Source organism: Streptomyces kurssanovii (genome assembly GCF_040677245.1).
GTDB lineage: Bacteria > Actinomycetota > Actinomycetes > Streptomycetales > Streptomycetaceae > Streptomyces > Streptomyces kurssanovii.
Genome location: NZ_JBFAQK010000021.1, coordinates 75,685 through 96,590, shown reverse-complemented (window position 1 = coordinate 96,590; position 20,906 = coordinate 75,685). Strand labels below are relative to the sequence as shown.

At 71.8% G+C, this 20,906-nt stretch carries 12 protein-coding genes; 8 read left to right on the top strand and 4 right to left on the bottom strand.

Features of this window, described 5'->3' with window-relative positions; translation table 11 throughout:
* The first annotated feature begins 50 nt into the window (after positions 1-50).
* Positions 51-2,447, top strand: a complete 2,397-nt coding sequence (locus AB0K36_RS17425) for a beta-xylosidase/alpha-l-arabinosidase (protein ID WP_364594652.1) — start codon at positions 51-53, stop codon at positions 2,445-2,447.
* 61 nt (positions 2,448-2,508) lie between these two features.
* On the opposite strand, the gene AB0K36_RS17420 is transcribed toward AB0K36_RS17425, so the two are convergent.
* Entirely contained in the window at positions 2,509-5,700 is a 3,192-nt protein-coding gene (locus AB0K36_RS17420) for a glycosyl hydrolase 115 family protein (protein WP_364594649.1), read from the bottom strand.
* Between the two features lie 40 nt (positions 5,701-5,740).
* Positions 5,741-6,859, bottom strand: a complete 1,119-nt coding sequence (locus AB0K36_RS17415) for an endo-1,4-beta-xylanase (RefSeq protein WP_364594647.1) — start codon at positions 6,857-6,859, stop codon at positions 5,741-5,743.
* A 288-nt stretch (positions 6,860-7,147) separates the two neighbouring features.
* Here AB0K36_RS17415 and zwf point away from each other — a divergent pair, with 288 nt between their 5' ends.
* The 6 genes from zwf (at position 7,148) to AB0K36_RS17385 (ending at position 16,542) form a co-directional block, all read left to right on the top strand.
* Positions 7,148-8,683 carry a glucose-6-phosphate dehydrogenase gene (gene zwf, locus AB0K36_RS17410; RefSeq protein WP_364594711.1) on the top strand — a complete coding sequence of 512 codons (1,536 nt, stop codon included), beginning with the start codon at positions 7,148-7,150 and terminating at the stop codon, positions 8,681-8,683.
* Complete coding sequence (gene opcA / locus AB0K36_RS17405; RefSeq protein ID WP_364594644.1) at positions 8,680-9,627, top strand: glucose-6-phosphate dehydrogenase assembly protein OpcA; 948 nt, start codon at positions 8,680-8,682, stop codon at positions 9,625-9,627. Before zwf ends, opcA begins: the two co-directional genes overlap by 4 nt.
* A 538-nt stretch (positions 9,628-10,165) precedes the next feature.
* A complete protein-coding gene (locus AB0K36_RS17400; protein ID WP_037775423.1) occupies positions 10,166-10,384 on the top strand; it encodes a hypothetical protein in 219 nt (72 codons plus the stop codon).
* A gap of 191 nt (positions 10,385-10,575) precedes the next feature.
* The gene (locus AB0K36_RS17395) at positions 10,576-11,382 is read left to right on the top strand and encodes an HlyD family efflux transporter periplasmic adaptor subunit (protein ID WP_364594642.1); all 807 of its coding nucleotides are present in this window, start codon (positions 10,576-10,578) and stop codon (positions 11,380-11,382) included.
* Positions 11,383-11,570: 188 nt separating this feature from the next.
* Positions 11,571-13,688, top strand: coding sequence for an NHLP family bacteriocin export ABC transporter peptidase/permease/ATPase subunit (locus tag AB0K36_RS17390; RefSeq protein WP_435877880.1), 2,118 nt, complete (start codon positions 11,571-11,573; stop codon positions 13,686-13,688).
* A 1-nt stretch (position 13,689) separates the two neighbouring features.
* The gene (locus tag AB0K36_RS17385; RefSeq protein WP_364594638.1) at positions 13,690-16,542 is read left to right on the top strand and encodes an NHLP bacteriocin export ABC transporter permease/ATPase subunit; all 2,853 of its coding nucleotides are present in this window, start codon (positions 13,690-13,692) and stop codon (positions 16,540-16,542) included.
* Between the two features lie 30 nt (positions 16,543-16,572).
* On the opposite strand, the gene AB0K36_RS17380 is transcribed toward AB0K36_RS17385, so the two are convergent.
* Both AB0K36_RS17380 and AB0K36_RS17375 read right to left on the bottom strand, forming a co-directional pair.
* A complete protein-coding gene (locus AB0K36_RS17380) occupies positions 16,573-16,959 on the bottom strand; it encodes a hypothetical protein (protein WP_364594635.1) in 387 nt (128 codons plus the stop codon).
* A 329-nt stretch (positions 16,960-17,288) separates the two neighbouring features.
* On the bottom strand, positions 17,289-18,212 hold the full coding sequence (locus AB0K36_RS17375) for a MurR/RpiR family transcriptional regulator (RefSeq protein ID WP_364594633.1): 924 nt from the start codon (positions 18,210-18,212) through the stop codon (positions 17,289-17,291).
* A 109-nt stretch (positions 18,213-18,321) separates the two neighbouring features.
* On the opposite strand from AB0K36_RS17375, the gene AB0K36_RS17370 reads away from it, so the two are divergent.
* On the top strand, positions 18,322-20,892 hold the full coding sequence (locus AB0K36_RS17370) for a SpoIIE family protein phosphatase (RefSeq protein ID WP_435877878.1): 2,571 nt from the start codon (positions 18,322-18,324) through the stop codon (positions 20,890-20,892).
* Positions 20,893-20,906 lie beyond the last annotated feature (14 nt).

The following is a 20,906-nucleotide window of genomic DNA, read 5'->3' as shown; positions in this document are numbered from 1 at the left end:
CCCGCCGCCGAGCCCGCACATTTGCCACCACCGAGAGGAACCCCTGCCCGATGGCAATTCCGCATGCCCCGGACGCGCCCACCGCGGCCCCCGACGCCGAAGGCCCCTGGCGCGACCCCTCGCTCAGTGCCGCGGCACGGGTCGACGACCTCATGGGCAGAATGACCCTCGAAGAGAAGACGGCCCAGCTCTACGGCGTGTGGGTGGGCGCCGACGGCGACGGCAACGGTGTGGCGCCCCACCAGAACGACATGGTCGACCCGGTCGACTGGGACAGCCTCATCACCCGCGGCCTCGGCCAGCTCACCCGGCCGTTCGGTACCGCTCCCGTCGACCCGGCGACCGGCGCGGTGGCACTCGCCCGCGCCCAGCGGGAGATCGCCGACGCGAACCGCTTCGGCATCCCGGCCCTCGCCCACGAGGAGTGCCTGGCCGGTTTCACCGCATGGTCCGCCACCGCCTATCCCGTACCGCTGGCCTGGGGCGCCACGTTCGACCCCGCCCTGGTCGCCGGCATGGCGCGCCGCATCGGCGAGGACATGCGCGCCGTCGGCGTGCACCAGGGACTCGCCCCCGTCCTCGACGTCGTCCGCGACCTGCGCTGGGGCCGGGTGGAGGAGACGATCGGCGAGGACCCCTATCTCGTCGCCACCGTCGGCACCGCCTATGTGCGGGGCCTGCAGTCCGCCGGGATCATCGCCACACTCAAGCACTTCGCCGGCTACTCGGCGTCCGCCGGGGCCCGCAACCTCGCCCCGGTCCGCGCCGGCGCGCGCGAGCTCGCGGACGTCATCCTCCCGCCGTTCGAGATGGCCCTGCGGGACGGCGGCGCCCGTTCCGTGATGCACTCCTACGCCGAGATCGACGGGGTCCCGGCGGCGGCAGACACCCGGCTGCTGACCGAACTCCTCCGGGAGACCTGGGGCTTCGACGGCACGGTCGTCGCCGACTACTTCGGTATCGGCTTCCTGGAGACCCTCCACAAGATCGCCGCCGGGCCCGGCGACGCCGCCCGGCTCGCCCTGACCGCCGGCGTCGACGTCGAACTGCCGACCGTCCGCTCCTACGGCGACGCGCTCGTCGAAGCGGTACGGGACGGGCTGGTGACGGAGGCACTCGTCGACCGCGCGCTGCGCCGGGTCCTGCTCCAGAAGTGCGAACTGGGCCTGCTCGACCCCGACTGGTCCCCGCTGCCCCCGGTGCTCCGGGGGGCGGACGGCGAGGCGGAGAGCGTGCGCGGGACCGTCGACCTCGATACGCCCGCCAACCGGGAGACCGCCCGTCTGGTCGCCGAGCAGTCCTGTGTGCTGCTCGCCAACGACGGCGGCGTGCTGCCGCTCCGGGACACCGCCCGGATCGCGGTCGTCGGACCGCGTGCCGACGATCCGCTGGCCATGCTCGGCTGCTACTCCTTCCCCAGCCACGTCGGCGTCTCGCACCCCGAGGTTCCCCTCGGCGTGGACATCCCGACCGTGCTCGCGGCGCTGACCGACGAGTTCCCCGGCGCCGCGGTCCGCCACGCCGCCGGCTGCGACGTCGACGGGCCCGACACCTCCGGCATCGCCGAGGCGGTGCGTCTCGCGCAGGACGCCGATGTGTGCGTGGCCGTGCTCGGCGACCGCGCCGGCCTCTTCGGCCGCGGCACCTCCGGCGAAGGCTGCGACGCGTCCGACCTCTCGCTGCCCGGTGTCCAGGCGGAGCTGCTGGACGCCCTGCTGGCCACCGGCATCCCCGTGGTGGCCGTGCTGGTGACGGGCCGTCCGTACGCGCTCGGCCGCTGGGCGGACCGGCTCGCGGCCGTGGTGCAGGCGTTCTTCCCCGGCGAGGAGGGCGGCCCCGCCCTGGCCGGGGTGCTCTCCGGACGCGTCAACCCGTCCGGCCGGCTGCCGGTCGGTGTGCCGTACGGGCCGGGCGGCCAGCCCTGGACGTACCTCCAGCCGCCACTGGGCCTCGCGGGCGGGGTGAGCAACCTCGACCCCACACCGCTGTTCCCGTTCGGGCACGGACTCTCCTACACGACCTTCCAGTGGGAGGCCGGGCCGCCCGCTCCCGCGGAACTCCCCACCGACGGGTCCGCGGACATCGGCGTGGTGGTGCGCAACACCGGCGACCGCGACGGCGCCGAGGTCGTCCAGCTCTATCTGCACGACCCGGTCGCCCAGACCACCCGGCCGCAGGTCCGGCTGATCGGCTACGCCAGGGTGGAGCTCGCGGCGGGCCGCGCGGCGGAGGTCCGTTTCCGCTTCCACGCCGACCTGGCGTCCTTCACGGGCGTCGGCGGGCACCGGATCGTCGAACCGGGCGACCTCGAGCTGCGGTTCGCGACGTCCAGCGCGCCCGGCGACGTCCGGCACACGGTACCGCTGCGCCTGACCGGCCCGGAGCGGACGGCGGGCCACGACCGCACGCTGCACTGCGCCACAGTCGTCGAACCGGTCGCCGGCTGACCCCGGAGCACGGCACACGGAAATCCCCGGGAGCGGAAAGCTCCCGGGGATCTCGTGCTTCTCAGCGAAGCCGCATGCTCTCCGGCGGCCCCAGGTAGCTGGGCCGCAGACCGCCGGTGTCGACGACCAGCTTCTGCAGCACCACCGTCGGGTCGACCATCCAGAACCGGAGCACATGCCGGCCCGCGCGGCCGATCCGGTGCTCGGTGCCGGTGAGGTTGACGTTGTCGGAAGTGGTGCGCGCCCACCGGCGGTTCATGGTGCCGTCGTCGGACCCGGTGGCCTTCGTGATGTTCACCGTCTGCGGCCGGTCGTCGTCGAAGGACACCGCGTACTTCAGCCCGTCCGTCGCCAGCACGTTGTTCCGTGGCGACACATACGCCCACACGGTGACCCGGCCGGTGGTGAACAGGGTCAGCTCGTACTGGAGATGAGGACCGTCGCCCGGGGTGCGGCGCGCCGCCGTCACCGGGAACGGCTCCATCCCGCCGCCGGTGCGGCCGATGCCCGGGATGCGCTGCCAGGTCACCGAACTGCTGCCCACGGCCTTCGCGTAGTGCTCGGCCTCGATGGAGACGTAGCCGTTCGCCTCGATGAATCCCGACAGCCGCGCAGGCGACACCCGCGGATTGTCGATCACCGCATCGACGCGCACCGTGCGGCCGTCCGGGCCGCGGACCTCCACCGGCAGCCGGGTGGTGCCCTTGGGCGCCCGGGACCAGTCGACGCGCAGGGTCACCCGCTGCTGCGTTCCGACCCGGCCGCGCGGCCGGTCGGCGCTCAGCCACGGGACGCCGGTGCGTACCTCGTAGTCGAAGGACCCGCCGCCCCGGTTGAAGACCTCGATGTACTGGGCCGGCTGGCTCTGGTACGGGCTGAAGACGGGCAGCGTGGCCCGCCCCTGCTCCCGCTCCTGCTCCTCGCCGGGCCACCACGCCGCGCTGCCGTCGACCGCCACGCCCATCTCCGGCCGCTCCGGCAGCTCGATGCGTTTGACGGCGGGGAAGATCTCGTCGGGAAGCGCGACGTGGTTCAGCTCCGGCTGCTGCCACGGCGCGTTGGGTCCGTAGCGTGCGACGTCGCCGTAGCCGATGTGCGGCTGGGTCTGGAAGCCGCGCCACTTGCCGCCCGCGACCTCGTTGTCGAACCGTTCGGAGAGCGCGAAGTCGTCGGCGAGCCGGGCTTCGGCCCGGGCCGCCAGCTCGTTGGTGAGGGCCCGGCCCTGGGCCGCGTAGTGGAGGTTGGTGAACTCGGCCTCGCGCAGCGCGTACACGTTGGCGGTGGCCTCGACCTCGTAGCCGACGAGCTGGTACCAGGCGTCCTGGGCGGCGGCCGGTATCCGGCGGCCGATCTCCCGGGCCTCCTGGGCCAGCTGCCGCCAGTCCTCCGTGACCCGCTCCAGTTCCCGGTAGTCGGTGAGACTGAACGGGGTGGCCTCGTCGTCGTAGAGGACGGCGCTCTCGTCCGTGGCGAGGTCCTTCGCCGGGTCCAGGGTGATCCTGCGGTTGAGCAGTTCGGGCTTGCGCCGGGACTGGAGCCGGGCGTAGCGGTCCAGTACGGCGGCGATCGCGGTGGCCTCCTGCTCGCCGAAGTTCTGCCGGGCGTAGCCCAGTTCCCACTCGGGGAGCCGGTCCAGCTCCCAGCGGCGCGGATTCCACGCGTAGTCCATGAAGAACTGCGTGGGCAGTTCATTGCCCTTCAGGTCGCCGACGTTGGTGACCCACAGCCGGTCGTTGCCGTACGCGAAGGACTGGCTGAGCTGGTCCCACATGTTGGGCAGCGTGGTGGTGTCGACCCACTTGTAGTTGCGGCCCACGCCCACATAGTCGAAGTGGTAGTAGAGCCCGTAGCCGCCGGCGCGGGCGTCGGTGGAGAGCGAGGGCACCTTGCGGACGTTGCCCCAGTTGTCGTCGGTGAGTACGACGGTCACGTCGTCGGGGACCCGCAGCCCCCGGTCCCAGTAGCGCTGCACCTCCTTGTACAGCGTCCACACCTGCGGCAGCGCCGCCGGGTCCTTGCCGGTGATCTCGGCGATGATGGTCCGCTGGGTGGCGATGATCTCGCTCATCAGGTCGATGGCGTCGCCGTCGGGCAGGCTCGTGTCACCGTTGCCCCGCATGCCGAGGGTGATGACGCCCTCGAAGTCCTCGTCCTTCATCCGGCGGACGCCGTCGGCCCAGTACGCCTTGACGGCCTCCTTGTTGCGCCGGAAGGACCACTCGCCGGTGCCGCCGTAGGGGTCGTGGCCGGGCGTGGTGATGGTGCCGTCCTGGTCGCGCACCGCGGGGACGGCGTGCCGGTTCCACTCCTCGATGCCGCGCATCATCGGCGCCTCGTGGGAGGTGCCCATGACGATGCCGTACGCCTTGGCCGTGGCGTGGTTCAGCGGGTCGTCCTCGGCGAACGCCCGGCCCCAGACCGCCGGCCACAGGTAGTTGGCCTTGAGCCGGAGCATCACCTCGAAGACCTTGGCGTAGAAGGCCGCGTGGAAACCGCCCTCGAAACCGGGGGCCTTGCCAGGGCCGAAGAAGGCGGGCGCCCAGGTGCCCAGCGCCGGGTTCTCGTCGTTGATGAAGATGCCCCGGTACTTCACCGCCGGGGTGCCCTGGGTGTGCCGGCCGCGCCGCACGTACAGCGCGTCGCGGTGGCGCGGCGCGACGTCGTCCCACCAGTACCAGGGGGAGACACCGATGCCGCGGGAGACGTCGTACGCGCCGAAGATCGTGCCCCGCTGGTCGCTGCCCGCGATCACGAGGGCACGGTCGACGCCGGGCATCGGGTGCTCGACGACCGTCTGCAGCGACGTCTCCCACTCGCCTTCGATGCCGCGCACGTCGAGCTTGCCGGCCGCGATCAGCCCGTCGATCAGCGGACTGCGGCCGATGGTGCCGACGATCGCGACCTCCCGCTGCCGCGGGACGCCGTCCTGGAGCAGCGCCGGCCGTACGCCGGTGACCCGTTCGATGTCGTCCCGCAGATCGCCCGCCACGCGGACGACGCCTTCGTGGTCGGCGGAGCTCACCACCACGGGGACCGCTCGGCCCGCCCGGACGAGCGGGAAGCCGCCCGGTTCCGGTGTGAAGGAGATGTACGAGCCGGGGTCCGTCGCCCGGCCCGGGCCGCCGCCCGGCGCGGCCCATGCCGCGCCGGGCGCCAGCAGCGCCGAGCCGAGGGGAGTGGCCAGGGCGGTCAGTCCCAGACCGAGTCCCAGTACCGTTCTGCGGCTCGCGCCGCCCGGAGAATGCCGTTCCATGCTGCCCTTTCCTTGACGAATGTCTTCTCGCGCCGAGGACTCAGCGACGGCGGCCGGCGAGGGTCAGGTCCTGGCGGAGGGCGTCGAACGCCGGCTTCACCGCGTAGTTCTCGTCGAGGACGTTGGCCGCGCCCTCGCCCTCGAAGGTGCCGGGCACCCACGAGTACTTGTCGGTGAAGCCCCAGACGGTGAAGTCGGTGCAGCGCCGGGTGACGAGGCAGGCCCCCAGCAGCACGCTGTAACCGCGCGCCTGCGCCTGGAGCTTGACGTTGTCGGCGGGCATCGGCATCCGGACGTCGGCCTCGGTGATCGCACTCTCCATGCCGAGGTCGTCGAACCGCTTCAGGTTGGCCGCGACGTCGCCGGGGAAGCCGTACTGAACGGCGAAGTGGCCTTGGAGGCCGACGCCGTGGACCGGTACGCCCTCCTGGCGCAGCTGCTTCACCAGCTCGTACAGGGCGGTGCTCTTCGCGTTGACGCCTTCGATGTTGTAGTCGTTGATGTAGAGCTTCGCGCCCGGGTCGGCCTGGTGCGCCCAGCGGAAGGCGTCGGCGATGTATCCGGGGCCCAGGTTGCGCAGCCAGATGCTGTCGCGCAGCGTCCCGTCGTCGTTGAACGCCTCGTTGACGACGTCCCACTGCCAGATCCGGCCCTTGAAGTGGCGTACCTCCTCGGTGACGTGGCGGCGCAGGATCTCCCGGAGTTCTTCGGGCGTGAAGGAGCCTTCTGTCACCCAGGCGGGGAGCTGGCTGTGCCAGACGAGGGTGTGGCCGCGCACCAGTTGCTTGTGGGAGCGGGCGAAGTCGACGAGCCCGTCCGCGGCGGCCCAGTCGTGCTTGCCGCGCTCGGGCTCGGTGAGCTGCCACTTCATCACGTTCTCCGCGGTGACCGAGGTGAACTCGCGGGCCACCGTCTCGCGGTAGGTGCTGTCGGTGGCGAGGGCGGAGGTGTCGACGGCCGTGCCGATCCGCAGTCCGGCCTTCCTGCCGAGTGCGCCGAGGGTCGGGTCGCCCGGGGCGCCCTTCGAGGGCGCCACGGTCTCCTCGCCGGCGCCCGCGGCGCCGGCCGGGGCGCCCGCGGAGGCGGCGGGCAGCGTGAAGGTGGCGAGAAGTCCTGCCGTTGCGGCGCTGATGGCCAGGGCACGGGTCACCTTGAGCACGGATGTTCCCCTTCGGTGGGGCGGAGCCTTCCGGAAGACCCAGGAGGGCTTTCCGTTTTCGAAACTTTCGAAGCAAGCTCCGCAATTTTCTGTGGAACCTAGGGCCTGGCAAATCGATGGGTCAATCCCCTTGCACGGAAGTCCCACCGACGGGTGTGTGAGCCCCGGCAAGATCAGCGGGAGATGCGATGCTCGGAAGCGACGCATCCGAACGCCGTAGGCGCAGGGAGGCCTGACCCCATGTCACAGAACAGGTCGCAGGAGAGCTCGCGGCAGCGGACCCGGCGGATGCCGCCGGACAGCGGCTGGGTCAATCCGCTGAGGGATCCGCTGGACAGGCGGCTGCCCCGTATCGCCGGTCCCTCCGGACTGGTCATCTTCGGTGTCACCGGGGACCTGTCGCGCAGAAAGCTGATGCCGGCCGTCTACGACCTGGCCAACCGCGGACTGCTGCCACCGGGCTTCTCGCTCGTCGGTTTCGCCCGCCGGGAGTGGCAGGACCAGGACTTCGCCGAGGTGGTCCACCAGGCCGTCAGGGACCACGCCCGCACGCCGTTCCGTGAGGAGGTGTGGCGGCAGCTCTCGGAGGGAATGCGGTTCGTCCAGGGCGACTTCGGCGACGACGCCGCGTTCGAGCAGCTCAGGTCGACCGTCGAGGACCTCGACAGGGCCCAGGGCACCGGCGGCAACTTCGCCTTCTACCTCTCCGTGCCGCCGAAATTCTTCCCCGAGGTCGTCCAGCAGCTGAAGGACCACGGCCTGTCCGACGCGCCCGAGGGCTCCTGGCGGCGCGCGGTCATCGAGAAGCCGTTCGGTCACGACCTGGCGAGCGCCTGCGACCTCAACGAGATCGTGCACGAGGTGTTCGCACCCGACGAGGTCTTCCGCATCGACCACTACCTGGGCAAGGAGACCGTCCAGAACATCCTGGCGCTGCGGTTCGCCAACTCCCTGTTCGAGCCGATCTGGAACCGGTCGTACGTCGACCATGTGCAGATCACGATGGCCGAGGACATCGGCATCGGCGGCCGGGCCGGCTACTACGACGGCATCGGCGCCGCCCGTGACGTGATCCAGAACCATCTGCTCCAGCTGCTGGCGCTGACCGCGATGGAGGAGCCCGCCGCATTCGACGCCGCGTCCCTCGTCACCGAGAAGCTCAAGGTCTTCAAGGCCGTCAAACTCCCGGCGGACCTCGCCCGGTCCACCGTGCGCGCCCAGTACGCGGCGGGCTGGCAGGGCGGCGAGAAGGTCGCCGGCTACCTCCAGGAAGAGGGCATCGCCCCCGACTCCAGGACCGACACGTACGCCGCGATCAAGCTGGAGATCGACAACCGCAGGTGGGCGGGCGTCCCCTTCTACCTGCGCACCGGCAAACGGATCGGCCGGCGCGTCACCGAGATCGCGGTCGTCTTCCAGCGCGCCCCGCACTCGCCGTTCGACTCCACCGCGACCGAGGAGCTCGGCCAGAACGCGCTCGTCATCCGCGTCCAGCCGGACGAGGGCGTGACCGTGCGGTTCGGCTCCAAGGTGCCGGGTACATCGATGGAGCTGCGCGACGTGACGATGGACTTCGCCTACGGAGAGTCGTTCACGGAGTCCAGCCCCGAGGCGTACGAGCGCCTCATCCTCGACGTGCTGCTGGGAGACGCCAACCTCTTCCCGCGGACGGAGGAGGTGGAGGAGTCCTGGCGGATCCTCGACCCCGTCGAGGAGTTCTGGGACCGCAGCGGCAAGCCGGCGCAGTACGCGGCCGGCACCTGGGGGCCCGCCGAAGCGGACGACATGCTCGCACGAGACGGACGGAGCTGGCGAAGGCCATGAAGATCGACCTCACCGACACCACGGCCGGCAAGATCAACAAGGCGCTCGTCCGGGGCCGCCGCGCCATCGGTTCCCCCGCCGTCGGCATGGTGCTCACCCTGGTCATCGTCACCGACGAGGAGAACGCCTACGACGCCATCAAGGCGGCGGGCGACGCCTCCCGCGAACACCCCTCCCGGACCCTCGTCGTCATCAAGCGCCACGCCCGCTCCCCGCGCGACCGCCACGACACCCGCCTCGACGCCGAGGTCCGCCTGGGCAGCGACGCCGGAGCCGGCGAGACCGTGCTGCTGCGACTGCACGGCGAACTCTCCCACCGCGCGGACTCGGTGGTGCTGCCCCTGCTGCTGCCCGACGCCCCCGTCGTCGTCTGGTGGCCCGTGGACGCCCCGCCCGTCCCCGCCAAGGACCCGCTGGGCGCGCTCGCGCAGCGGCGCATCACCGACGCGTACGCGGTGGAGCGGCCGATCGAGGAACTCGACGCCCGCGCCTCCGGATACGAGCCGGGCGACACCGACCTCGCCTGGACCAGGCTCACCCCGTGGCGTTCCATGCTGGCCGCCGCGCTGGACCAGGCCCGTGCCGAGGTGGTCTCCGCGGTGGTCGAGAGCGAGGCCGACAACCCCAGCGCCGAACTGCTCGCCCGCTGGTTCGCCGACCGGCTGAAGGTGCCGGTCGAGCAGGTCGTCACCGAGGGGCCGGTCGTCACCGCGGTCCGGCTCCGCACCGCCGACGGCGAGATCCACATCGACCGGCCGGAGGGGCCCGTCGCCCGGCTCACCATCCCCGGGCAGCCCTCCCGGGTCCTCGCGCTGAAAGTACGCAGCACCGCGGAGCTCATCGCGGAGGAACTTCGCCGGCTCGACCCGGACGAGGCCTATGCCGCGGCGCTGCACGCACAAATCACCGCCCCTGCGGCCAAATCGGGGCCGGACAGCGCCTGAACAACACCCGGCGCAACTCTCCGCAATTGCTCGGTAACTCGACTGCGGAGTGTTGCGCCGGGTGTTCTTGCGGCGCCGCCCCGCCGCGGTGTGAAGGCTTTGTGAGGTGCCGTCAAAAAACCTCCTCCTTCAATGAATCTGCACACCGAATGCTCAGGCGGCACACCGTCTCCCAACTCCGTGGCTTCGCCCTGCCTCCGTCCTGACCTGCGACTATCGGTGTCTGTGCGGGAATGTCCAGTTCTCTGCGGGATGACCGGCCCCGTGCCCGGCGCGCGAATTTGGCGATCCCGTGAAGGAGATGGCGTCAATTCATGTAGGGACGTCCACGCGGCGGTAATTAGGTGCCGTTCTCACCAGGAATCCGCTCGGCGTGATTGGCTGCTCAACGGCCTTACGTGCTTTGATCCTTCGCACCGCGGGATTCGAAGAAGGGTTCCCGGATCCGGGAATCCCCCCACGCCCGCCAGGCGGCCGGTACCGCTCTTTTCGTGCCGGGCGCCGCGTTATCGAAATATCCATCCGAAGGGAACTTCTCATGAGCTTCGTCCCCACCCAGGAGATCGCCGACTCCGAGCTGGACAACATCGCCGGCGGTCTCCACAGCGCCACGGTGAGCAACGCCACCGCCGCTCTTGACAGCATCGCCCCGGTCTCCGGCACCGTCGCCACCGTGACGGGCGTCGTCGAGGGTGCCACCGGCATCAACACCGCGGCCATCACCGGCCCGGTCACCGGTCTCGTCGCCGGCCTGTAAGACCCGCGGCTCGCCGGCACCCCTCTGCCGGCATTGCCGAGCCGTGTGCCCCGGAGCCGGCCAGGTTCCGGGGCACACGGCCGCGCGTGGTTCGGGCGCCACCGCCCCGCGCGCGGGCCCGTCCCCGTACGCAGTGCGTCCGGGCAGCGCCCAGTTCCCCCGTAACCCCCGGCAGTTGAGGGAAGAGCATCGTGCAGTTCCGCCAACAGGCCCTTTCCAAACTGCAGTCACCGGAAGAGATCGACCTTCCGGTCCGTTTCGCCCGGCCGCAGGGGCTGCTCGTCCTCACCGTCACCGTCGTCGTCATGATCGCCGCGAGCGTGTGGGCGGTGATGGGCAAGGTGTCCTCCACGCTGGACGCGCCCGGCATCCTCACCCACGCCCAGGGCAGTTACGTGCTGCAGAGTCCGGTCGCCGGCCAGGTCACGGAGGTTCTCGCCCAGGAGGGCGACAGGCTCCGCGCCGACGCGCCCCTGCTGAAGGTCAGCACCCCGCAGGGCGTCACCGTCGTGCGCGCCATCGCCGCCGGCCGGCTGACCACCCTCGTCACCGCGATCGGCTCCGTCGTCACCCCCGGCGCGGACGTCGCGGCCGTCGAACGGATCGAGAAGCCGGACGATCCCCTGATGGCCGTGCTGTACCTGCCCGCGGAGAACGCCTCCACCGTGCCCGTCGGCGCCGAGGTCGACCTCAGCGTGCAGTCCGTGGCCACGCGGAAGTACGGCGTGCTGCGCGGCCGGGTCAAGACCGTCGGCAGGACCGCCCAGAGCAGTCAGCGGATCACCGCGTTCCTCGGCAGCAGCCAGCTGGGCGAGCAGTTCTCCCGCGCCGGCCAGCCCGTGTCCGTACTGGTCGAACTGGACACCGCTCGCGACACCGAGTCGGGATACCGGTGGTCGTCGTCCGACGGGCCGCCGTACCCCCTCGAATCCATGACCCTGACCGGCGGCGCCGTCCACCTTGCCGAGCAGCGCCCGATCGATTGGCTGCTGCCGTGACCCGGACCGAGAACAACGCGCACGCGCCCCAGCAGCAGTTGCCGCCGGCCGGCCGCGGCAGACACCGGCCGGAGGCGGCCGCTCAGGGCGGGCGCCGCGGCACACGCCGCGCGGCGCCGCCGCCCCGCCGCAAGCAGCAGCGGCGCGGCAGCAGGCCCCGCTCCGTGCGCACGCCCACCGTGCTCCAGATGGAGGCCGTGGAGTGCGGGGCGGCCGCGCTCGCGATGGTGCTCTCCCACTACGGCCGCCACGTTCCGCTGGAGGAGCTCCGCATCGCCTGCGGCGTCTCCCGCGACGGCTCACGTGCCAGCAACGTCCTGAAGGCGGCCCGCAGTTACGGCCTCACCGCCAAGGGCATGCAGATGGAGGCGACCGCGCTCGCCGAGGTGCAGCCGCCCGCGATCCTGTTCTGGGAGTTCAACCACTACGTCGTCTACGAGGGCACGGCCCGCAGGTTCGGCCGCCGCGGCGTACACATCAACGACCCCGACAAGGGACGCCGCTTCGTCCCCGCGGAGGACTTCGACACCAGCTTCACCGGGGTGGCCCTGGTCTTCGAGCCCGACCGGAACTTCCGCAAGGGCGGCCGCAAACCGGGCGTCATGGCGGCAATCCCCGCCAGGCTGCGCGGCACCGCGGGCACCCTCTTCGCCGCCTTCCTCGCGAGCCTCCTCCTCGTCGCGGTGGGCGCGGCCGTGCCGGCGCTCAGCCGCACGTACATCGACATGTTCCTGATCGGCGGGCAGACCTCGCTGCTCGGGACCCTGTTCGCCGCCATGGCGGCGGCGGTGGCGCTGACGGCCGTGCTCACCGGGCTCCAACAGGCGAACCTGCTGCGCGGGCGGATCATCTCCTCCACCCTGAGCAGCGCCCGCTTCCTGCGCCATCTCCTGCGGCTGCCCGTCACGTTCTTCGCCCAGCGCAGCCCGGCCGACCTGGTGCAGCGGCTGCAGTCCAACGACGCGGTGGCGGAGACCCTCGCGCGCGACCTCGCGGCGGCCGCCGTCGACGGGGTCGTGGTGATCCTGTACGCCGCGCTCCTGTGGAGCTACGACCCCCAGCTCACCGTCGTCGGCGTCCTGATCGCGCTGCTCAACGTCGTGGCGATGCGCATCGTCATCAGACTGCGCGCCACCCACACCCAGAAGCTGCGTGCCGACAGCGCCCGGCTCACCAACACCTCGTACACCGGCCTGCAGCTGATCGAGACCATGAAGGCGACCGGCGGGGAGAACGGCTTCTTCCGCCGGTGGGCCGGCCAGCACGCCACCACCCTGGACGTGCAGCAGCGTCTCGGCGTGCCCAGCGCGGCTCTCGCCGTCGTCGCCCCGACCCTCGCCACGCTCAACAGCGCCCTCATCCTGTGGATCGGTGGTCTGCGGGCCGTGGAAGGCCATATATCGATCGGTCTCCTTGTCGCCTTCCAGGCGCTGGTGGCCCGCTTCACGGCACCGATCACCCGGCTGAACGGAGTGGCCGGCCGGATCCAGGACTTCGCCGCGGACGTCGCCAGGCTCAAGGACGTCGAGAGCTTCCCCGTCGACCCCCTCTACTCCCGCGAGGAGCCGGACCCGAGCAGCCGCCGGCTCAAGGGGCACGTGACGCTCGAGAACATCACGTTCGGCTACAGCCCGCTCGACGCACCGCTGCTGAGCGGCTTCTCGCTGACCGTCGGTCCCGGCCGGCAGGTCGCCCTCGTCGGCGGCTCCGGGAGCGGCAAGTCCACCGTCTCCCGGCTGATATCGGGTCTCTACACGCCGTGGGAGGGCACCATCCGGATCGACGGCCGGCTGCTGGCGGACATCCCCCGCGGGGCGCTCGCCGCCTCCGTCTCCTTCGTCGACCAGGACATCTTCCTCTTCGAGGGCACCGTCCGCGACAACGTGACCCTGTGGGACCCCTCCATCCCCGACGAGGCCGTGGAGAGCGCCCTGCGGGACGCGGCCGTGCACGACGTGATCATGCGCCGCCCCGACGGCATCCACAGCCGCGTCGAACAGGACGGCCGTAACTTCTCCGGCGGCCAGCGCCAGCGCCTCGAGATCGCCCGCGCCCTGGTGCGCCGGCCCAGCATCCTGGTGCTCGACGAGGTCACCAGCGCCCTGGACGCGGAGACCGAGCGCGTCATCATCGACAACCTGCGCCGCCGGGGCTGCGCGTGCGTGGTCATCGCCCACCGGCTGAGCACCGTGCGCGACAGCGACGAGATCGTGGTGCTGGACCACGGATCCGTCGTCGAACGGGGCCGCCACGAGGAACTCGTGGCCGCCCAGGGACCGTACGCCGAACTCGTCAAGGAGCACTGACGTGTCATCCGTACCCCCGGCGGCCACCGCTTTCCACCCGGCCCACGAGCAGTCCGACGCGGTCCTCCATGCGCTCGGCGGCCTCGGCGCGCCCGTCGACACCACCGGCCTGCGCAGCCTGCACCTGGAGGGGCCGCAGGTGATGTGGCTCGTCGTGGGCGGCGCCCTGGACCTGTTCGCCGTCGACGCGGCGGAAGAGGGCCACTGGCACTTCCTCGGCCGGCTCGAACCGGGCACGCTGCTCCTCGGCCCGGTCGAAGGCCCCCGGCACACCCTCACGGGCCGGCCCTCGCAGGACTGCGTGCTCCGCCGGATCCCGCTGCGGGAGCTGTATGTACCGGACCAGGCGTACCCGCCCGCCTATCAGGACCCGTACGGCCGGACGGCGGCCACCCAGCTCGAGTACGCCTTCGGGCTGGGCGTGGGCCGCGGTCTCGGGGTGCTCTTCGAGGCGCCGCTCGAGGGCCGCCCGGCGGGCGAGGAGGCCATGGCCGACGACGACGTCCTGTGGATGCAGGTCGAGCCCGGCAGCGTGCAGTACGGCGCGTCCTACAGCGCGGAGGCGGCGGGCGACCTGCTCGTCGAGGGCGCCATGTGGCAGAGCATGGTGAACCAGCAGTACCGGCTGCTGTCCGCGGTCGACGGCTGGATCGAAGCGCTGGAGCGGGCCCACGAGGACCGGACGGCCGCCGGGATCAAGGCCGGCGCCGATGTGCGCGCCCGGGCCGACGAGGCGCTGCTCGCCTCCATCGGCAGGCCGGACCGCGCCGCACGCGGCGCCGGCGGCGCGGACGGCGACGACACGCTGCTGGCGGTGTGCCGGCACGTCGCGGACGCCGCCGGGATCGCGCTCACCGAACCCCCGAGGAGCGGCCCGGCGGACGACCGCGTCGGCCCTGTCGAACGCATCGCCGTCGCCTCCCGTATCCGCACCCGGCCCGTCCGTCTCCAGGGCCGCTGGTGGCGCACCGACGCCGGCCCGCTCGTGGGCCACCGGGCCGCCTCCGGCGCCCCCGTCGCCCTGATCAGGCGCCGTGGACGCTACGAAGCGGTCAACCCGCTCACCGGCTCCCGCACCCGGGTCGGCAGCGACAACGCGGACGAGTTCGAGGAGCGCGCCGTCATGTTCTACCGGCCGCTGCCCGAGCGGCCCGCGAGCATCTGGCGGCTGGCCCGCTTCAGCCTGCGCGGCACCCGCTCGGACCTGCGGAACCTGGCCCTCGCCGGCCTCGTCACCGTCGGGCTCGGCGCGCTGGTGCCGATCGCGACCGGACAGATCCTGGGTGTGTACGTGCCCAAGGCGGAGACCGGCCTGATCGTGCAGGTCTCGCTCGCCCTCATGGTCACGAGCATCGTCTCCGCCGCGTTCATGCTGCTGCAGAACCTCACCGTCCTGCGGATGGAGGGACGGATCGAGAGCATCCTCCAACCCGCCGTCTGGGACCGGCTCCTGAGGCTGCCGACCAAGTTCTTCGCGGAGCGGTCGACCGGAGAACTGGCGAGCGCGGCCATGGGTATCAGCTCGATGCGCCGCGTCCTGTCCGGCATCGGCCCCGTGGCCCTTCAGTCCACCACCGTCGGTGCGATGAACGTCGTGCTGCTCCTCTGGTACAGCGTTCCGCTGGCGCTCGCGGCCATCGGCATGCTGCTCGTCATCGGCGCGGTGTTCCTCGGCATGGGGCTGTGGCAGGTCCGCTGGCAGCGCAAGCTGGTCGAACTCTCCAACAAGCTCAACAACCAGGCGTTCCAGACCCTGCGCGGCCTGCCCAAGTTGCGGGTGGCAGCGGCGGAGAGCTTCGCCTACGCGGCCTGGGCACGACAGTTCGCCCGCTCCCGCGAACTCCAGCAACGGGTGGGCCGGATCAAGAACCTGACCACCGTGCTGGACGCGGTCTACCTGCCGCTCTGCTCGCTCATCATGTTCATGCTGCTCGCAGGACCGGCACGGGGCTCCATGTCGGCGGCCGAGTTCCTCACCTTCAGCACCGCCGTCACCATGCTCCTGACGTCCGTCACCCAGGTCACCGGCGTGCTGGTGTCGGCCGCCGCCGCACTGCCCATGTTCGAGCAGGTGCGCCCCATCCTCGACGAGGCCCCCGAGGTGCGCGGAGCGAGCGCGCAGCCCGGCACCCTGTCCGGTGCGATCGAGGCCAGGAAGCTCACCTTCCGGTACGCCGACGACGGCCCGCCGGTCCTCGACGACGTGTCACTCGAGGTGCGGCAGGGCGAGTTCGTGGCGATCGTCGGCCCGAGCGGATGCGGCAAGTCGACCCTGCTGCGGCTGCTCATCGGCTTCGACCGGCCCGCCTCCGGCACGGTCCTCTACGACGGCCAGGACATGGCCGCGCTCGACCCCGCCGCCGTGCGCCGGCAGTGCGGGGTGGTGCTCCAGAACGCCCAGCCGCTCACCGGATCGATCCTCGACTGCATCTGCGGCGCCGAGACGTTCTCGCAGGACGAGGTCTGGGAGGCCGCGGAGATGGCGGGGCTGGCTGAGGACATCAAACGGATGCCGATGGGCCTGCACACCCTGATCTCGTCCGGCGGCGCGATCTCCGGCGGTCAGCGGCAGCGGCTGATGATCGCCCAGGCCCTCGTGCGCCGGCCGCGCATCCTCTTCTTCGACGAGGCCACCAGCGCCCTCGACAACGAGACGCAGCGCGTCGTCATCGAGAGCACCCGCCGGCTGGACGCCACCAGGGTCGTGATCGCCCACCGGCTGTCCACCGTCATGGACGCGGACCGGGTGATCGTGATGGAGGAGGGCCGGGTCGTCGAGCAGGGCCGGCCTGCCGACCTGCTCGCCGACGCGGGCGGCCGGCTCCACGGACTGGTACGGCGGCAGCTCGCGTGAGCGGCGGGCGGTGGGCCCGCCGCGCGCGGGCTACCGCCTGCGGTGCGTGCCGCCGCCGCCCGTGAGGAGGGCGTCGCCGACGAGCCTGACCCCGCGGGCCAGCCGGCCGAGCTGCTCGAGCTCGACCGCGTACAGCCGGATCGTGTTCTCGATGACGGTCTCCGCCACACCCAGCGGCGGCAGTTCGCACCGGGAGGTCTGCAGGGCCGTCCGCACCGCGCGCATCTCGTGCTGTATCTGGAGCTGCGCGTGCCGGGCGAGCAGGACGGGGTGCCTGTTGAGCGTCGAGTAGCCGGCGTAACGGGCGGGCAGCAGATCGCGCAGCCAGCGGGCGGCGGTCCGTTCCCAGTCGTGGCTGCCGGGGGCCTTCACCTGGCAGGGCCAGTCCGGATCGACCGGGGAGAGGGTTCGGGACATTCGTCGTCGCTCCGGGTGGTGCCGATGAACTCTGATCGAGAGATGTGCGGCGGTCCCGGCCCAGGGGTTGACCGGGACCGCCGAGGGCGTCCGCGGCGGAATGCGGAGCCCGGATTGAACACCGGAGGACGGCGCGAGGAGGGAGCGCCGTACCCGGGTGTTCGGTTGGGGAGGGCTCGGGTGCGGCCCTCATGGCTACGGAGGACACCGGCGCCAGGAGCAGTAAATATATATACCGTCGAGTACGCAAGGGTATGAAAAATTTCATGCACCGCTGGGCATGAAAAATACCGGTAAGAGACCGGTTCGAGCACCGAAAGCCAGGCGGTTCAGTCCTCCAGGAAGAAGTCGTGCTGATCCGCCACCTGTTCGTAGCCCTCCAGCCGCACCTGCGTCCGCTCCGGATCGGCGTCCGCCATGGCCTGCAGCACCGCGGCGGACAGCACCCCAGGGGCCGCGTACGAGTCGAACACCAGCCGCGACCCCGTCCCCGCGGTCAGCGTCACATCGGCCTCGTCCACCAGCGGCCCCAGCGTCAGATCGGTGATCAGCGCGACCCGCAGACCGGTGCGGCGGGCCGCCCGCAGCGCCGCGAGCGTCTCGTTGGCGTGCCGGGGCATCGCGAAGGCCAGCACCCAGGTGCCGCCCGCCTCCCGGGACTGCAGCAGCGCGTCGTAGGCCACGCTGCCGCCGCGGGTCACCAGCCGCACATCGGGGTGGATACGGCGCGCCGCGTACGCGAAGTACTCCGCGAGCGAGACGGAGATCCGCAGCCCGAGAACCGTCAGCGGCATCGACAGGGCAAGCTCACGGCCGATGCCGAGCACCCGGTCGGTGTCCGCCAGCACCCGCCGCAGGTTCTCCAGGTTCTGGATCTCGGCGTCGACGGCCGCCTGCAGCTCGTTGCGGCGGATCTCCGCACGGGTCTCCGGAGAACCGGCCACCGCGCTCAGCGCGATCGGCTGCAGCGCCTCCCGCAGCGCCGGGTAGCCGCTGTAGCCGAGGGACGTCGCGAACCGGGTCACCGACGGCTGGCTGACCCCCACCCGCTCCGCGAGGTCGGTGATCGACAGGAACGCGGCCTCGGTCAGATGGTCGATGATGTACTGCGCGATGCGCCGCTGACCAGGGGAGAGGCGGTGGCCGCCGAGCAGTGCGAGTACCCGCTCCGCGGGAGCGGGCTGCTGCTCCTCGGGCGGTCCGCCCGGGGTGATCGCGGCGGCCTGCGCGCGTTCCTGCTGCCCTGATGGCACCGGTGTGCCCCCTTCTATGTCCAACTCCTGCTCAACATAGCCCACCGGCCGTGCCGGTCAGGGTGACCGTCCATGCGGGCACCGCCCGCCGCGGGCCCCTGTCGAGGAGATGCGCCGCCCGCCCGGCCGGGAGCATGCTGGCAGGGTGACCCGGTACGGCGAAGACGTGCCCGAGGCCCCCGCCCAGGAAGGCCCGGACCCCGTGCACACCCACGGCCGCGACCCGCAGGCGGACGAGCTCGTCATGGTCCTCGCCCAGGCCGAGGTGAGCGCCATCGAGGCAGTCGGGGGCTTCGCGGGCGGCCTCTACCTGCGGTCCGCCTCACCCGAACTGCTGCGCCTGGCGGTGATCGCCGGGCTGCCGTCGAAGCTGTTCCGGCACTGGTGGGGCATGCACGTGAACCGGCCCTTCCCGCACTCGGACGTCTACCGCACCGGTCAGCCGGTCTACCTCGGCGACGCGGAAGAGGCGATGCGCCGCTACCCCCAGCTCATGGCCGGCCTGCCGTTCCCCTTCGGATCGCTGTACGTGCCGATCTCCCACGACCGTGAATGCTTCGGGGTTCTCGGCGTGCTGCGCCCCGCAACCCCCGGCCAGCCGGTCTCCGAGGCCGACCGGCGGCGCATCCACGAAGTGGGTGACCGGCTCGGCGCCACGCTGGCCGCCATGGCACCGAACCGGCCTCGCATCGAGTGGGACGCCGAACCGCTGGCCGTGACCCTGCAGTCGCTGACCGCGCCGCCCCTGCGCATCGGCGCCTTCGACTGGAACCTCGAGGCGGGCACCGTGACCGGCGACGAGGGCTGGTGCGCCATCCTCGGCACCGACCCCTCGAGGCTGCCGCTCACCGCGGAGGCGGTGGCCGCGCGGATCGAACCGGAGGACGCCTACGGGCTGTGGGCGCTGGCCCGCCGGTCCGCCGAGTCGGACCGGCCGGTCACCCGCAGACTGCGCCTCCAGGGCGCCGACGGCCGCCCGCACCTGCTCGAACTCACCGGCCGCCGCAGACGCCCCACGGACGAGGCGACGGCGACCCACCTGACCGGTTACCTGGTCGACCTCGGCGCCGGACCGGTTGTCCCCGAGGCCGCCGACCGGCTCCCGGTGGGCATCTGCTCGGTCGACCGCCTCGGACGCATCGCGTACATGAACGAGTACGCGGAGAGGCTTCTCGGGCAGCCGCGCGCCGATCTGATCGGGCGGGTCCTGTGGGAGGCCGTCGACTCGTTCGGCCAGCCGGCCCACGAGGACCACTACCGGGCGGCACTGCTCTCGCCCGATCCGGTCCATTTCCTGCTCAGGGGAACCGGTGAATGGCTGTCCGTCACCCTCTACTCGAGCCTCGACGGCCTCACCGTCACCCTCGACGCGGGCGAACAGCCCACCTACGCCCCGGGGTCGTTGGCCGTGCCCGGCGCCGGTGTCGGCTCACCGGCGGACCGGGCCGTGGCCCTGTACCGCCCGGTCGCCCTCGCCATCGCGCTCACCGAGGCGGTCACGGCCCGGCAGGTCTCCGCCGTGGTCACCGAGGAGCTGCTGCCCGCGTTCGGTGGCCGGCAGCTGGCGATCTACATGCTCAGCAACCGTCATCTGTACCTGGCCTGGGAGACCGGGTTCCCCAGGGGCTTCCTCAACCGCTTCGACGGAGTGGGTCTCGACACGAAACTGCCCGGCGTCGAGACCCTCACCTCCGGCCGGCCCCTGTTCTTCGAGTCGATGCAGAACCTCGCCGCCGCCTACCCCGGCATCCCCATGGACGCGCACGTCGGCGCCCGGGCCTTCCTGCCGCTGATCGCCTCCGGCCGCCCCGTCGGCGCCTGCATCCTCGGCTTCGACCAGCCCCGCGGCTTCAGCCCCGAGGAGCGCACCGTCCTCACGGCGCTCGCCGGACTCATCGCCCAGGCCCTCGAACGGGCCCGCCGGTACGACTCGGAGGCGGCGCTCGCCCGCGGCCTCCAGGACGCCCTGCTCCCGCACCGGCTGCCCGCCGTCGAGGGGCTCGACACCGTGGCGCGGCACCTGCCGGGCACCCAGGGAATGGAGGTCGGCGGCGACTGGTACGACGTCATCGACACCGGCCGGGGGATGGCGCTCATCATCGGGGACGTACAGGGCCACGGCGTCCAGGCGGCCGCCACCATGGGGCAACTGCGCAGCGCCGTAAGGGCCCTCGCCGTCAGCGGCCACACTCCCGTGGAAGTGATGACCGGCACCAACCGGCTTCTGATCGACCTCGACCCCGGCCTCTTCGCCAGCTGCTGCTACATCGTGCTCGACCCGGCCACCGGCCGTGCCGACGCCGTCCGCGCCGGCCATCTCCAGCCCCTGCTGCGGCACCCGGACGGCCGCACGGACGTGCTCGCCCTGCCGGGCGGAGTGGTCCTCGGGGTGGACGCCCGCGCCGTCTACCCCGTCACGGAACTGACCCTGGAGCCCGGCGCGGTGCTCGCCCTGTTCACCGACGGACTTGTCGAACAGCCGGGCGTGGACATCGACCTGGGCATCGAAAGACTGCGGCACACGTTCTCCGAGCTGGGATACGCCCCACTGTCGGACACCGCCGACCGCCTCATCAACGAGGCCCGCCAGACTCCCGACCGCCCCGACGACATCGCCCTGCTGCTCGCGGCACGGTGGTCCCAGACCGCCGGAAGGGGGAACGGCGACCCCGCCCCGTGACGTCCGCAGCCCCG